General features: G+C 63.3%; 12 protein-coding genes. 5 read left to right on the top strand and 7 right to left on the bottom strand.

Translation table 11 applies throughout. The features are described from left to right. Positions 1-303: 303 nt before the first annotated feature. The 5 genes from LOY50_RS00370 to def all read right to left on the bottom strand — a co-directional run bounded on the left by LOY50_RS00370 (position 304) and on the right by def (position 4,999). On the bottom strand, positions 304-615 hold the full coding sequence (locus tag LOY50_RS00370; RefSeq protein WP_258690116.1) for a tetratricopeptide repeat protein: 312 nt from the start codon (positions 613-615) through the stop codon (positions 304-306). A gap of 141 nt (positions 616-756) precedes the next feature. Then, complete coding sequence (gene trkA / locus LOY50_RS00365; RefSeq protein WP_186710645.1) at positions 757-2,130, bottom strand: Trk system potassium transporter TrkA; 1,374 nt, start codon at positions 2,128-2,130, stop codon at positions 757-759. Between the two features lie 24 nt (positions 2,131-2,154). Continuing rightward, complete coding sequence (gene rsmB / locus LOY50_RS00360; RefSeq protein ID WP_258690115.1) at positions 2,155-3,465, bottom strand: 16S rRNA (cytosine(967)-C(5))-methyltransferase RsmB; 1,311 nt, start codon at positions 3,463-3,465, stop codon at positions 2,155-2,157. Beyond that, positions 3,462-4,421, bottom strand: a complete 960-nt coding sequence (fmt, locus tag LOY50_RS00355; RefSeq protein ID WP_258690114.1) for a methionyl-tRNA formyltransferase — start codon at positions 4,419-4,421, stop codon at positions 3,462-3,464. The genes rsmB and fmt overlap by 4 nt, the downstream gene beginning before the upstream one ends. 71 nt (positions 4,422-4,492) lie before the next feature. Then, entirely contained in the window at positions 4,493-4,999 is a 507-nt protein-coding gene (gene def / locus LOY50_RS00350) for a peptide deformylase (RefSeq protein ID WP_003196300.1), read from the bottom strand. Between the two features lie 169 nt (positions 5,000-5,168). Between def and LOY50_RS00345 the strand changes: the two genes are divergently transcribed. From LOY50_RS00345 to LOY50_RS00335, 3 genes are all read left to right on the top strand, one after another. After that, positions 5,169-6,194: a LysM peptidoglycan-binding domain-containing protein gene (locus LOY50_RS00345; protein ID WP_258690113.1), complete on the top strand. Its 1,026-nt coding sequence runs from the start codon at positions 5,169-5,171 to the stop codon at positions 6,192-6,194. 81 nt (positions 6,195-6,275) lie between these two features. Continuing rightward, positions 6,276-7,370, top strand: a complete 1,095-nt coding sequence (gene dprA / locus LOY50_RS00340) for a DNA-processing protein DprA (RefSeq protein ID WP_253470651.1) — start codon at positions 6,276-6,278, stop codon at positions 7,368-7,370. Positions 7,371-7,431: 61 nt separating this feature from the next. After that, positions 7,432-7,989 carry an L-threonylcarbamoyladenylate synthase gene (locus LOY50_RS00335; protein WP_018603585.1) on the top strand — a complete coding sequence of 186 codons (558 nt, stop codon included), beginning with the start codon at positions 7,432-7,434 and terminating at the stop codon, positions 7,987-7,989. A 1,072-nt stretch (positions 7,990-9,061) separates the two neighbouring features. Here LOY50_RS00335 and LOY50_RS00330 read toward each other — a convergent pair. Continuing rightward, entirely contained in the window at positions 9,062-10,039 is a 978-nt protein-coding gene (locus LOY50_RS00330) for an NADPH:quinone reductase (protein ID WP_253470649.1), read from the bottom strand. Positions 10,040-10,202: 163 nt separating this feature from the next. Here LOY50_RS00330 and hemF point away from each other — a divergent pair, with 163 nt between their 5' ends. Further along, complete coding sequence (hemF, locus tag LOY50_RS00325; RefSeq protein ID WP_024617012.1) at positions 10,203-11,117, top strand: oxygen-dependent coproporphyrinogen oxidase; 915 nt, start codon at positions 10,203-10,205, stop codon at positions 11,115-11,117. 13 nt (positions 11,118-11,130) lie between these two features. Continuing rightward, entirely contained in the window at positions 11,131-11,952 is an 822-nt protein-coding gene (gene aroE, locus LOY50_RS00320; protein ID WP_253470647.1) for a shikimate dehydrogenase, read from the top strand. Positions 11,953-12,098: 146 nt separating this feature from the next. Here the strand turns inward: aroE and LOY50_RS00315 are convergent, their stop codons facing one another. Beyond that, positions 12,099-13,667 carry a SulP family inorganic anion transporter gene (locus tag LOY50_RS00315; RefSeq protein WP_258690112.1) on the bottom strand — a complete coding sequence of 523 codons (1,569 nt, stop codon included), beginning with the start codon at positions 13,665-13,667 and terminating at the stop codon, positions 12,099-12,101. Between the last annotated feature and the right edge of the window lie 39 nt (positions 13,668-13,706).

Genomic DNA, 13,706 nt, shown 5'->3' with positions numbered 1-13,706 from the left:
GCTCTTCCCGTTCGAATCCCTTCGAGGAATTCGAGTACGCCCCCAGTGAAAGCCCTTTTCAGTAAAAATGCGCTATATAGCAGCAGCCAGCGCGCGATTTTACTCGCTTTTCAGGGGTTCTACACCAACCCTTCGTCCCTACATTAGCTTACTCTGCGAGAAATGTTTGCCGTTCGGTAGTCATAGATTTTGCGCCGGCTGAGCTTTTAGCGGATCGGCAATGGATTGGGGGGGCTTTTTTGTGAGTGCTTCGCACTCAAGCGGGAGCAAGCTCCCTCGCCACAAAAGCAGTTTTGTGTGAAGTCAGGGGTGGCGATCCAGTTTTTTGAGGAACACGGTCATTTCTTTTTCGGCTTGTTTGTCGCCGTGGGCTCGGGCGGCTTCCAGGCCTTGTTCCCAGGCTTGGCGTGCTGCCGGTAGGTTGTCTTGGCCTTGGTGGGCCTTGCCTAGTAATTTCCAGGCGGCTGAGTACTTGGGGTCGAATTCGACGCAGCGTTGGAGGTGTTCGGCGGCGCGGGGGAATTCGCCTAGGTCGAGGTAGCCTTTGCCCAGGCCGAAGCGCAGCAGGGAGTTATCCACACCCTTGGCGAGCATTTTTTCCAGGGAGTCGAGCATTTTAAAAACTCCTCATGACTAAGATCGTTCCCACGCTCTGCGTGGGAATGCAGCCCGGGACGCTCTGCGTCCCCTCAAGAGCCGAACGCAGAGCGTCCGTAGAGGCATTCCCACGCAGAGCGTGGGAACGATCCGTGGTGGTCAGAAGAAACTCAACCCCACATGGAACAGCTTCTCGACGTCGCGAATGTGCTTCTTGTCCACCAGGAACAGGATCACGTGGTCGCCGGTCTGGATCACGGTGTCGTCGTGGGCGATCAGCACTTGTTCGTCGCGGATGATCGCGCCGATGGTGGTGCCGGGTGGCAGGCCGATGTCGCGGATGGCTTTGCCGATCACTTTGCTGGATTTGGCGTCGCCGTGGGCGATGGCCTCGATGGCTTCGGCCGCGCCGCGGCGCAGGGAGTGGACGCTGACGATGTCGCCGCGGCGCACGTGGGCCAGCAAGGTGCCGATGGTTGCCAGTTGCGGGCTGATGGCGATGTCGATGTCGCCGCCCTGGATCAGGTCGACGTAGGCCGGGTTGTTGATGATGGTCATGACCTTCTTCGCCCCCAGGCGCTTGGCCAGTAGCGACGACATGATGTTGGCTTCGTCGTCGTTGGTCAGGGCCAGGAAGATGTCGGCGTCGGCGATGTTTTCTTCCAGCAGCAGGTCGCGGTCCGAAGCACTGCCTTGCAGCACCACGGTGCTGTCGAGGGTGTCGGAGAGGTAGCGGCAGCGCGCCGGGTTCATCTCGATGATCTTGACCTGGTAGCGGCTTTCGATGGCTTCGGCCAGGCGCTCGCCGATCTGCCCGCCGCCAGCGATGACGATGCGCTTGTAGTTCTCGTCCAGGCGGCGCATTTCGCTCATGACCGCGCGAATGTTCGCCTTGGCGGCGATGAAGAAGACTTCGTCGTCGGCTTCGATCACTGTGTCGCCCTGGGGCAGGATCGGCCGGTCACGGCGGAAGATCGCCGCAACGCGGGTTTCCACATTCGGCATGTGCTCACGCAACTGGCGCAGTTGCTGGCCCACCAGCGGCCCGCCGTAGTAGGCCTTGACCGCCACCAGTTGCGCCTTGCCTTCGGCAAAGTCGATCACCTGCAAGGCACCGGGGTGTTCGATCAGGCGCTTGATGTAGTTGGTCACCACTTGCTCGGGGCTGATCAGCACATCCACCGGGATCGCTTCGTTGTCGAACAGGTCGGCGCGGGTCAGGTAGGCCGCTTCGCGCACCCGGGCGATCTTGGTCGGGGTGTGGAACAACGTGTGGGCAACCTGGCAGGCGACCATGTTGGTTTCATCGCTGTTGGTCACGGCGACGAGCATGTCGGCATCGTCGGCACCGGCCTGGCGCAGCACCGTCGGCAACGAGCCGCGACCTTGCACGGTGCGGATGTCGAGACGGTCGCCGAGGTCGCGCAGGCGTTCACTGTCGGTGTCGACCACAGTGATGTCGTTGGCCTCGCTGGCCAGATGTTCCGCCAGCGAACCGCCGACTTGTCCTGCGCCGAGGATGATGATTTTCATCCAGTCACTCCTATCGAATCGGTCTTAACCGCGTGCGGCGGCGATCTTGATCAGCTTGGCGTAGTAGAACCCGTCGTGACCACCTTCCTGGGCCAGCAACTGCCGGCCGTGAGGCTGCTTGAGGCCGGCCTGGCTGGCAATGTCCAGTTCCCGGGCGCCTGGGGTGCGGGCGAGGAAGGCTTCGATCACTTCGGTGTTCTCGGTCGGCAAGGTCGAGCAGGTGGCGTAGAGCAGCATGCCGCCCACTTCCAGGGTCGGCCACAGGGCATCGAGCAGTTCGCCCTGCAACACGGCCAGCGCGGCAATGTCGTCCGGCTGGCGGGTGAGCTTGATGTCCGGATGGCGGCGAATCACGCCGGTGGCCGAGCATGGCGCGTCGAGGAGGATGCGCTGGAACGGCTTGCCGTCCCACCAGGTCGCGGTGTCGCGGCCATCGGCGGCGATCAGCTCGGCCTCCAGGCCCAGACGCTCGAGGTTTTCCTTCACGCGCACCAGGCGCTTGGCTTCCAGGTCCACCGCCACCACGCCGGCCAGCTTCGGCTCGACCTCGAGGATGTGACAGGTCTTGCCACCCGGCGCGCAGCAGGCGTCCAGCACCCGTTGGCCGGGCGCCAGTTCCAGCAGGTCGGCGGCCAGTTGGGCGGCTTCGTCCTGGACGCTGATCCAGCCCTCGGCAAAGCCCGGCAAGGCGCGCACATCGCCGGGGGTTTCCAGGACGATGCCGTCGCGGCTGTACTGGCACGGGATGGCCGGGATGCCCGCCTCGCCCAGCAACGCCAGGTAGGCGTCGCGGGTATGGTGGCGACGGTTGACCCGCAGGATCATCGGCGGATGGGCATTGTTGGCGGCGCAGATGGCTTCCCATTGCTCAGGCCAGAAGGCCTTGAGGGATTTCTGCAGCCAGCGCGGGTGCGCGGTGCGGACTACCGGGTCGTGCTCCAGCTCGGCCAGCAGGGCTTCGCTTTCCCGCTGGGCGCGGCGCAACACGGCATTGATCAGGGCCTTGGCCCAGGGCTTCTTCAGCTTGTCGGCGCAGCCCACGGTTTCGCCGATGGCGGCGTGGGCCGGGACGCGGGTGTAGAGCAGTTGATAGAGCCCCACCAGCAGCAGCGCCTCGACGTCGGCATCGGCGGCCTTGAACGGCTTCTGCAACAGCTTGGCCGCGAGGGCCGACAGCCGCGGCTGCCAACGAGCGGTGCCGAACGCCAGGTCCTGGGTGAAGCCGCGATCACGGTCTTCGACCTTGTCCAGTTGGGTCGGCAGGGAGCTGTTGAGGGAGGCTTTGCCGCTGAGGACAGCGGCAAGTGCCTTGGCGGCGGCCAGACGTGGGTTCATGAGGCGTCCGCCGCTTGGCCGAGGACGGTGCCGAGGGCAAATTTCTCACGGCGGCTGTTGAACAGGTCGCTGAAATTCAGTGCCTTGCCACCGGGCAGTTGCAGGCGCGTCAGGCACAGCGCCTGCTCGCCGCAGGCCACGATCAGGCCGTCCTTGCTGGCGCTGAGGATTTCACCCGGTGCGCCCTTCCCTTCGGCGCAGCTGGCCGCCAGCACTTTCAGGGCTTCGCCGTTCAAGGTGCTGTGGCAGATCGGCCAAGGGTTGAAGGCCCGCACCAGGCGCTCCAGTTCGATGGCTGGGCGGCTCCAGTCGATGCGGGCTTCGTCCTTGTTCAGTTTGTGTGCGTAGGTGGCGAGGCTGTCGTCCTGCACTTCGCCTTCCAGCGTGCCAGCGGCCAGGCCGGCAATCGCCTGGATCACCGCTGGCGGGCCAATGAGCGCGAGGCGGTCGTGCAGGCTGCCACCGGTGTCGTCGGCGCTGATGGGCGTGCTGACCTTGAGCAGCATCGGCCCGGTGTCCAGGCCGGCTTCCATGCGCATCACGGTCACGCCGCTCTCGGCATCGCCCGCTTCCACGGCGCGCTGGATCGGCGCAGCACCGCGCCAACGCGGCAGCAGCGAGGCGTGGCTGTTGATGCAACCCAGGCGCGGGATATCCAGCACCACTTGGGGCAGGATCAGGCCGTAGGCGACCACCACCATCAAGTCCGGCTTGAGCGCCGCCAGTTCGGCCTGGGCTTGCGCATCGCGCAGGGTCGGCGGCTGCAACACCTCGATGCCGTGCTCCAGGGCCAGCTGCTTGACCGGGCTGGGCATCAGTTTTTGCCCGCGACCGGCCGGCCGGTCCGGCTGGGTGTAGACCGCGACGATTTCGTGGGGGCTGGCCAGCAGGGCCTTGAGGTGTTCGGCGGCAAATTCGGGAGTGCCGGCAAAGACGATGCGCAGTGGCTCAGTCATGGGTAGCTCTCAATTACAAAGCAGTCGCAAAAAGAAAAAGGCTTGCCGCGGCAAGCCTTTGAAGGGGGGCATCAAGCATTCTGGCGATGAAGTTTTTCCAGTTTTTTCTTGATGCGGTCACGCTTGAGGGTAGACAGGTAATCCACGAACAACTTGCCGTTGAGGTGGTCACACTCGTGCTGGATGCACACCGCCAGCAAACCTTCGGCGATCAGTTCGTAAGGCTGGCCGTCACGGTCCAGGGCCTTGATCTTGACCTTCTGTGGGCGGTCGACGTTTTCGTAGAAGCCCGGCACCGAGAGGCAGCCTTCCTGATATTGGTCCATCTCGTCGGTCAGGGTTTCGAACTCGGGGTTGATGAACACCCGCGGTTCGCTGCGGTCTTCGGAGAGGTCCATGACGACGATACGCTTGTGCACGTTGACCTGGGTCGCGGCGAGGCCGATGCCTGGCGCTTCATACATTGTTTCAAACATGTCATCGACCAACTGACGCACTTCGTCGTCCACTACGGCCACTGGTTTGGCGATAGTGCGCAGGCGCGGGTCCGGAAATTCGAGAATGTTCAAAATGGCCATAAGCTTGATAAATGCACGTGTGAGGTAAAGTCGGGTGGCTGGCCTGGCGTGTCTTGGGATGCAGGCTACCGTTGTAAAACGATGCGCTTGTGGAGAATAGCTCCTTAAGCAGCGAGCCACGGGGGCTCTGGCGTTTTACGCGAACGCACATAATAAAGGGATTCACCGCATGAGGAAATCACTACTCGCCCTGCTGCTCCTGGCCTCGGCCGGTATCGCGCACGGGCAAGTGCAACTTCGGGAAGGTTTTCCCCAGCAATACACGGTGGTGACGGGGGACACACTGTGGGACATTTCCGGCAAGTACCTGCGCGAGCCGTGGAAATGGCCCGAGCTGTGGCAGGCCAACCCGCAGATCGAAAACCCCAACCTGATCTATCCGGGCGACACCCTGTCGCTGGTCTACGTCAACGGCCAGCCGCGCCTGACTCTCAATCGCGGCGCCTCGCGCGGCACCATCAAGCTGTCGCCGCGCATTCGCAGTTCGCCAGTGGCCGACGCCATTCCGAGCATTCCGCTGCAAGCCATCAACAGCTTCCTGCTGAGCAACCGCATCGTCGACACGCCTGAGGATTTCAACAAGGCCCCCTACGTCGTCGCCGGCAATGCCGAACGAGTGCTCAGTGGCATGGGGGATCGGGTCTTCGCCCGTGGCTCGTTCGATGCGAACCAGACGGCGTACGGCATCTTCCGCCAGGGCAAGGTCTACACCGACCCCGAGACCAAGGAATTCCTGGGCATCAACGCCGACGACATCGGCGGCGGCGAGGTGGTCGCCACCGAAGGCGACGTCACCACCCTGGTCCTGCAACGCACCACCCAGGAAGTGCGCCTGGGTGATCGCCTGTTCAGCGGCGAAGAGCGCTCGATCAATTCGACCTTCATGCCCAGCGCGCCGAAATCGGACATCCACGGGTTGATCCTGGACGTGCCGCGGGGCGTGACACAGATCGGCGCGCTGGACGTGGTCACCCTGAACAAGGGCCGGCGCGACGGGCTGGTCGAAGGCAATGTGCTGGCGGTGATGAAGACCGGTGAAACCGTACGCGACCGCATCACGGGCGAGCGGGTGAAGATCCCCGACGAGCAGGCCGGCCTGCTGATGGTTTTCCGCACCTACGACAAGCTCAGCTATGGCCTGGTGCTGTACGCATCGCGCTCGTTGGCAGTGCTCGACAAGGTCCGTAATCCGTAACGGGTCTCACAAGTTACCAACAGAGTTATCCACAGCTTGTTCCCGTTTGTACGGGGCTTATAACGATCAAGGATTGATCACATGCCACTGCCTGAATCTGCGCCGGTTTCCCCTGCGGAACTGGAGGCCCGGCTACGCCTTCACCGCTTGCCGGAGCTGGGACCCAAACGTTTCATGACGCTGATGGAGGCCTTCGGCTCGGCCTCCAAGGCCATCAGCGCACCGGCCAGCGCCTGGCGCGCGCTGGGCTTGCCGCTGGCCTGTGCCGAGGCGCGGCGCAACCCGGATGTGCGTGACGGTGCTGCCCACGCACTGGCCTGGCTGGAGCCTGCGGGCCAGCATTTACTGATGTGGGACCAACCCGACTACCCGGCGCTGTTGGCGCAGATCAGCGACGCGCCGCCGCTGCTGTTCGTCGCTGGCGACCCCTCGATCCTGGAAAAACCCCAGCTGGCGATGGTCGGTAGTCGGCGGGCATCGCGGCCGGGCATGGACACTGCGGCGGCGTTTTCCCGAAGCTTGGCCGGGGCCGGTTTTGTCATCACCAGCGGCCTGGCCCTGGGCATCGATGCGGCGGCCCATCAGGCGGCATTGGATGTTGGCGGGCGCACCGTCGGCGTGTTGGGCACCGGCCTGGAAAATTTTTATCCACAGCGCAATCGTCGGCTGGCGGACGCGATGATTGCCCAGGGCAGCGCCGTGTTGTCGGAGTTCCCGTTGGACGCAGCGCCCCACGCCAGCAACTTTCCGCGGCGCAACCGGATCATCAGCGGCTTGTCCCTCGGTGTGCTGGTGGTGGAGGCCAGTGTCGCCAGCGGTTCGCTGATCACCGCGCGACTGGCGGCGGAGCAGGGCCGCGAGGTGTACGCCATTCCCGGATCGATCCATCACCCTGGGGCCCGGGGCTGTCATCAGTTGATCCGCGACGGTGCGGCGCTGGTGGAAACCGTCGAGCACATCCTCGAAGCGCTGCGCGGTTGGCAGCGGTTGTCGCCGGCCTCGGAGCCCGTGCCCGTGACCCATCCGCTGCTGCGCCTGCTGCATGCCGCGCCGCTGAGCAGTGAGGCGCTGGCCGACGCCAGTGGCTGGGGCTTGCCCAAAGTGCTGGCGGCGCTGACCGAACTGGAGATGGAAGGCCGCGCCACCTGTGACAACGGACGCTGGTTTGCGCGCTAGGTTTTATGGGGAAGATCGGTAAACTGCCCACAGCCTTATTTGCGTTGCGGGAGAATCTTTCATGGTCAACAGTTGGCGTGTGCAACAAGCCGCGCGAGAAATTCGCGCCGGGGCGGTGATTGCCTATCCAACCGAAGCGGTCTGGGGCCTGGGTTGTGACCCATGGAACGAAGAGGCGGTGGAACGCCTGCTGGCGATCAAGTCGCGGCTGCCCGACAAAGGCCTGATCCTGGTGGCTGACAACATCCACCAGTTCGACTTCCTGTTCGAAGACTTCCCCGAAACCTGGATGGACCGCATGGCCAGCACCTGGCCGGGGCCCAATACCTGGCTGGTGCCGCACCAGAACCTGCTGCCGGAATGGATCACCGGGGTACACGACACCGTCGCGCTGCGGGTCAGCGATCATCCCACCGTGCGCGACTTGTGCTCGCTGGTGGGGCCGCTGGTGTCCACCTCGGCCAACCCCCAAGGACGCCCGGCGGCGCGCACGCGGATTCGCGTCGAGCAGTATTTCCGCGGACAGATCGACCTGGTGCTGGGCGGCAACCTGGGCGGACGCAGGAACCCCAGCGTGATTCGCGACCTGGCTACTGGCAAGGTCGTGCGCCCGGACTGACTTTTTGCCAGTGCACAACCCACTGTGGGAGCGAGCTTGCTCGCGAAGGCGTCGGGTCAGTTGGCAGTGATGTTGGCTGATACGCCGCTATCGCGAGCAAGCTCGCTCCCACAGGGTTTTGTGTTGCACACAGTATTTTTGAACACCATGGACCGAATGTGGGAGCGAGCTTGCTCGCGATGGCGTCAGGTCAGTTGGCAGTGATGTTGGCTGATCCACCGCTATCGCGAGCAAGCTCGCTCCCACAGGGTTTTGTGTTGCACACAGTATTTTTGAACACCATGGACCGAATGTGGGAGCGAGCTTGCTCGCGATGGCGTCGGGTCAGTTGGCATTGATGTTGGCTGATCCACCGCTATCGCGAGCAGGCTCGCTCCCACAGGGTTTTGTGTTGCCCACAGTATTTTTGAACACCATGGACCGAATGTGGGAGCGAGCCTGCTCGCGATGGCGCCGGGTCAGTTGGCATTGATGTTGGCTGATCCACCGCTATCGCGAGCAGGCTCGCTCCCACAGGGTTTTGTGTTGCACACAGTATTTTTGAACACCATGGACCGAATGTGGGAGCGAGCCTGCTCGCGATGGCGTCAGGTCAGTTGGCATTGATGTTGGCTGATCCACCGCTATCGCGAGCAAGCTCGCTCCCACAGGGTTTTGTGTTGCCCACAGTATTTTTGAACACCATGGACCGAATGCGGGAGCGAGCTTGCTCGCGATGGCGCCGGGTCAGTTGGCTTTGATGCTGACTGATACACCGCTATCGCGAGCAAGCTCGCTCCCACAGGGTTTTGTGTTGCCCACAGTATTTTTGAACACCATGGACCGAATGTGGGAGCGAGCTTGCTCGCGATGGCGTCGGGTCAGTTGGCTTTGATGCTGACTGATACACCGCTATCGCGAGCAAGCTCGCTCCCACAGGGTTTTGTGTTGCACACAGTATTTATGAACACCATGGACTGAATGTGGGAGCGAGCTTGCTCGCGATGGCGTCGGGTCAGTTGGCTTTGATGCTGACTGATACACCGCTATCGCGAGCAAGCTCGCTCCCACAGGTTCTTCAGCGACCTTTAAATCAGGGCAGGAGAACGGTCGACCCCGTCGTGCGCCGCGCCGACAACTCGGTATGGGCCTTGGCCGCCTCCGCCAGTGGGTAACGCTGGTTGATGTCCACGGTGAGTTTGCCGCTGGCGATCATTGCGAACAGTTCATCAGCCATGCGCTGCAGGTTTTCGGCGTTGTTGGCGTAAGTCGCCAGGGTCGGGCGGGTGACGTAGAGCGAGCCCTTGGCCGAGAGAATCCCCAGGTTCACACCGTCCACCGCACCCGAGGCGTTGCCGAAGCTCACCACCAGGCCACGGGGGGCGACGCTGTCCAGCGACGTCAACCAAGTGTCCTTGCCAACCCCGTCGTACACCACGGGCACCTTCTTGCCGTCAGTCAGTTCCAGCACCCGCTGTGCGACGTTTTCCTTGCTGTAGTCGATGGTTTCCCAAGCACCGTGGGATTTGGCGATGGCGGCTTTTTCCGGCGAGCTGACGGTGCCGATCAGCTTCACACCCAAGGCCTTGGCCCACTGGCAGGCCAGGGAACCCACACCACCAGCAGCAGCGTGGAACAGGATGGTTTCGCCGCCTTTGAGTTCATAGGTCTGACGCAGCAGGTACTGCACGGTCAGGCCCTTGAGCATCACGCCCGCCGCCTGTTCGAAACTGATGGATTCGGGCAGATGCACCAGATTAGCCTCGGGCAACACATGCACATCACTGTAGGCCCCCAGCGGGCCGCTGCCGTACGCCACCCGATCGCCGACCTTGAACCGCGTGACGTGCGAGCCGATCGCCTCGACCACGCCCGCGCCCTCGGCGCCCAGGCCCGATGGCAACGCCGGTGGCGGATAAAGGCCGCTGCGGTAGTAGGTGTCGATGAAATTCAGACCGATCGCCTTATTGCTAACGCGCACCTGCTGCGGGCCGGGCTCGGCAGGCGAGTAATCGACGTACTCGAGCACTTCGGGACCGCCGTGGGAACTGAACTGGATACGTTTGGCCATCTTCACTTTCTCCTTGTCGCATGACTTTTACCAAGCCTGCTATCGGACTCCTAAGCTTGACCGTCGTCAACTGTGGTGTGGGCAAGTGCGGTGGTATCCTGTGCGCCCATTTGCCACCGGCCCGCCATACGCCGCGTAGCGTAGCCCTGATCAAGGTGATGTCATGTCCACTCGCACCGAGGCCGTGAAAGCCTACCTGCTCGACCTGCAAGACCGTATTTGCGCCGCCCTGGAAACCGAAGACGGCGGCACGCGCTTCGTCGAAGATGCCTGGACCCGGCCGGCCGGTGGCGGCGGTCGCACGCGGGTGATCGAAAACGGCACGGTGATCGAAAAGGGCGGCGTCAACTTTTCCCACGTCTTCGGCAGCGGCCTGCCACCCTCGGCCAGTGCCCATCGGCCAGAACTGGCCGGACGCGGCTTCGAAGCCTTGGGCGTGTCGCTGGTGATCCACCCGCACAACCCGCACGTGCCGACCTCCCACGCCAACGTGCGCTTTTTCATCGCCGAAAAGGAAGGCGAAGAGCCGGTCTGGTGGTTTGGCGGCGGCTTCGACCTGACGCCTTACTACGGCGTCGAGGAAGACTGCGTCCATTGGCACCGTGTCGCCGAGCAGGCCTGCGCGCCGTTCGGCCCTGAGGTGTACCCGCGCTACAAGGCCTGGTGCGACAGCTATTTCCACCTCAAGCATCGCAACGAGCCCCGGGGCATCGGCGGCCTGTTTTTCGACGACCTGAACGCGTGGGATTTCGACACCTGCTTCGCCTTCATCCGCGCCATCGGCGACGCCTACATCGATGCCTACCTGCCGATCGTGCGCCGCCGCAAGCACGACGCGTTCACCGCCAAACAGCGGGAGTTCCAGGAGTTTCGCCGTGGGCGCTACGTGGAATTCAACCTGGTCTACGACCGCGGCACCCTGTTCGGGCTGCAATCGGGTGGACGTACCGAATCGATCCTGATGTCCCTGCCACCGCAAGTGCGCTGGGGCTACGACTGGAAAGCCGAACCGGGCAGCGAAGAAGCGCGGCTGACCGAGTACTTCCTGCAGGATCGCGATTGGCTGGCGACGGCCTGAACGAGGATTGTCCATGGACCACTACGTTGTAATGGGTAACCCGATCGGCCACAGCAAGTCGCCGTTGATCCATCGCCTGTTTGCCGAGCAGACCGGGCAAACCCTGGACTACAGCACGCTGCTGGCGCCCTTGGAGGATTTCGCAGGTTGCGCCCGAGAATTTTTCCGCCAGGGACGTGGGGCGAACGTCACGGTGCCGTTCAAGGAAGACGCCTTCCGCCTGGCCGACAGCCTGACCGAGCGGGCCCAGCGGGCCGGGGCGGTCAATACGTTGAGCAAACTGGCCGACGGTCGTCTGCTGGGTGACAACACCGACGGCGCCGGGCTGGTCCGGGACCTGACCGTCAATGCCGGCTTCAGCCTCAAGGGCAAGCGCATCCTGCTGCTGGGGGCTGGCGGCGCGGTGCGCGGTGCCCTGGAACCGCTGCTGGCCGAAGCGCCGGCCTCGGTGATCATCGCCAATCGCACGGTGGAAAAGGCCGAATTGCTGGCCGAGTTGTTCGCCGACCTGGGCCCGGTCTCAGCCAGCGGGTTCGACTGGCTGCAAGAGCCGGTGGACCTGATCATCAACGCCACTTCCGCGAGCCTGTCGGGGGATGTACCGCCGATTGCCGCCAGCCTGATCGAGCCCGGCAAGACGGTTTGCTACGACATGATGTATGGCAAGGAACCGACCTCGTTCTGCCGTTGGGCCAAGGAACACGGCGCGGCGGTGGCGATGGATGGCCTGGGCATGCTCGCCGAACAGGCGGGCGAAGCGTTCTACCTGTGGCGCGGGGTACGCCCGGACACCGCGCCGGTGCTGGCCGAGCTGCGCCGCCAGTTGGCGCTCTAGGAGCTATTTAGGAGCTGTGTAGGAGCTGTGTAGGAGCTGTCGAGTGCAACGAGGCTGCGATCTTTCCCCAGACACTTGAATCTCAAGCGAAAGATCAAAATCAAAAGATCGCAGCCTTCGGCAGCTCCTACAGAGGTTGAATCTCTTCAATCCTCGAAGTGAATCGGGCACTTCTGCGTACCCTCCAGCTTCAACAACTCCTCCACCACCTGCGGCCGGGCCATGCGCAAGGTCAGGCTACGGCCCTGGCTGCGCAGGCGCCGGGCTTCCTGGTGGAGCATTTCCACCCCGGAATAATCGATGAAATTGATCTGCTGGGCATCGATGACCACCCGTTGTGCCTGCAACCGTTGCAGGCGCGCTTGCAGGTAATGGCTGGCGCCGAAAAAGATCGAGCCGCCGACCCGCAGGATTTCCGCCTCCCCTTCGCGAAAATGCTGCACCCGCGGCTGTGAAGTGCGCTTGAGGTAAAAGAACAGCGAAGCCAGTACGCCGGCGTAGATGGCGGTTTGCAGCTCCAGCAGCAACGTGGCCAGGCAGGTCAGGCCCATCACCACGAATTCGGCGCGGCTCACACGGTACAACGCCCGGATACCGCGGTGGTCCACCAGCCCCCAGGCGATCAGCAGAATGCTGCCGGCCATGGCCGGAATCGGGATGTGCGCGATCAGGTTCGCCCCGGCGACCGCAAACAACGCCACCCACAAGGCCGAGAACACCCCGGCCAGGGGCGAGCAGGCCCCGGCTTCATAGCTGAGGCCGGAACGGGTAAAGGAACCGGCCGACAATGATCCGGAGAAAAATCCGCCAACAAGGTTGGAAAGCCCCTGCGCCCTCACCTCCTGGTTCGCATCGAGCAATTGCCCGGAACGTACCGACAGCGAGCGGGCGATGGACAGGCTGGTGACCAGCCCGAGCATGCCCACCGCGACCGCCCCGGGCAGCAGGCGCAGGATCAGCTCCAGGTCCAATGGCAGCAGCGTGAGCGGCGGCAGGCGCCCGGCAAAGGCACTGACCAGCGCCACATGCGCGAACATCGCCGGCCACAACCAGACCACCAGGCTGCTGATGACTAAAGTTATCAACAGGCTCGGCCAGCGCGGCAGCAAGCGCTTGAGCACCACACCCAGGACCAGGGTCCCCAACCCCAACAGCAGCGACGGCTTATCCACAGCCCCGATGTGGTCGACCAGCATCAGCAGGCCCCTCAACGCCGTGGCTTCGTTCGGCAGGTCGAGGCCCAGCAGGTTCGGCAACTGCCCCAGGGCGATGACCACCGCCGCGCCCAGGGTGAAACCCAGCACCACCGAATGCGAGACGAAATTCACCAGCGCCCCGAAACGCAGCAACCCCAGCAACCACTGGAAAATGCCTGCCAACACCGTCAGCAGCAGGATCAAGGTGATGTAGTCCTGGCTGGCGGGGACGGCCAGCGGACTGACGGTGGCGTACAAGACGATGGAAATCGCCGCCGTGGGCCCGCAGATCAGGTGCCACGACGAACCCCACAGGCAGGCGATCAGCACCGGCACGATCGCCGCATACAAGCCGTATTCCGGTGGCAGACCGGCAATCAGGGCGTAGGCAATGGACTGCGGCAACGCGAGAATCGCGCCGCTCAGGCCGACGATCAGGTCACGGCCGACACTGGCGCGGGTCTGCCGAGGCAGCCAGCTCAGGAAAGGCAAGAGTGAACGGCGCGTGGGGATTGCCATGGGGCCTCAAGGATGGGGTTTGGCGCAAGAGTATCAGGT

Source organism: Pseudomonas sp. B21-010 (genome assembly GCF_024749325.1).
Taxonomy (GTDB): domain Bacteria; phylum Pseudomonadota; class Gammaproteobacteria; order Pseudomonadales; family Pseudomonadaceae; genus Aquipseudomonas; species Aquipseudomonas kilonensis.
The sequence above is the reverse complement of the archived record's forward strand: the minus strand, read 5'-3'. Positions and strand labels throughout refer to the sequence as shown.

Coding starts and splice junctions, on each gene's coding strand:
- dprA (WP_253470651.1), top strand. CDS start 6,276: ATGCCACTGCCTGAATCTGCGCCGGTTTCCCCTGCGGAACTGGAGGCC.
- LOY50_RS00330 (WP_253470649.1), bottom strand. CDS start 10,039: ATGGCCAAACGTATCCAGTTCAGTTCCCACGGCGGTCCCGAAGTGCTC.
- def (WP_003196300.1), bottom strand. CDS start 4,999: ATGGCCATTTTGAACATTCTCGAATTTCCGGACCCGCGCCTGCGCACT.
- LOY50_RS00345 (WP_258690113.1), top strand. CDS start 5,169: ATGAGGAAATCACTACTCGCCCTGCTGCTCCTGGCCTCGGCCGGTATC.
- aroE (WP_253470647.1), top strand. CDS start 11,131: ATGGACCACTACGTTGTAATGGGTAACCCGATCGGCCACAGCAAGTCG.
- LOY50_RS00370 (WP_258690116.1), bottom strand. CDS start 615: ATGCTCGACTCCCTGGAAAAAATGCTCGCCAAGGGTGTGGATAACTCC.
- trkA (WP_186710645.1), bottom strand. CDS start 2,130: ATGAAAATCATCATCCTCGGCGCAGGACAAGTCGGCGGTTCGCTGGCG.
- fmt (WP_258690114.1), bottom strand. CDS start 4,421: ATGACTGAGCCACTGCGCATCGTCTTTGCCGGCACTCCCGAATTTGCC.
- LOY50_RS00315 (WP_258690112.1), bottom strand. CDS start 13,667: ATGGCAATCCCCACGCGCCGTTCACTCTTGCCTTTCCTGAGCTGGCTG.
- rsmB (WP_258690115.1), bottom strand. CDS start 3,465: ATGAACCCACGTCTGGCCGCCGCCAAGGCACTTGCCGCTGTCCTCAGC.
- LOY50_RS00335 (WP_018603585.1), top strand. CDS start 7,432: ATGGTCAACAGTTGGCGTGTGCAACAAGCCGCGCGAGAAATTCGCGCC.
- hemF (WP_024617012.1), top strand. CDS start 10,203: ATGTCCACTCGCACCGAGGCCGTGAAAGCCTACCTGCTCGACCTGCAA.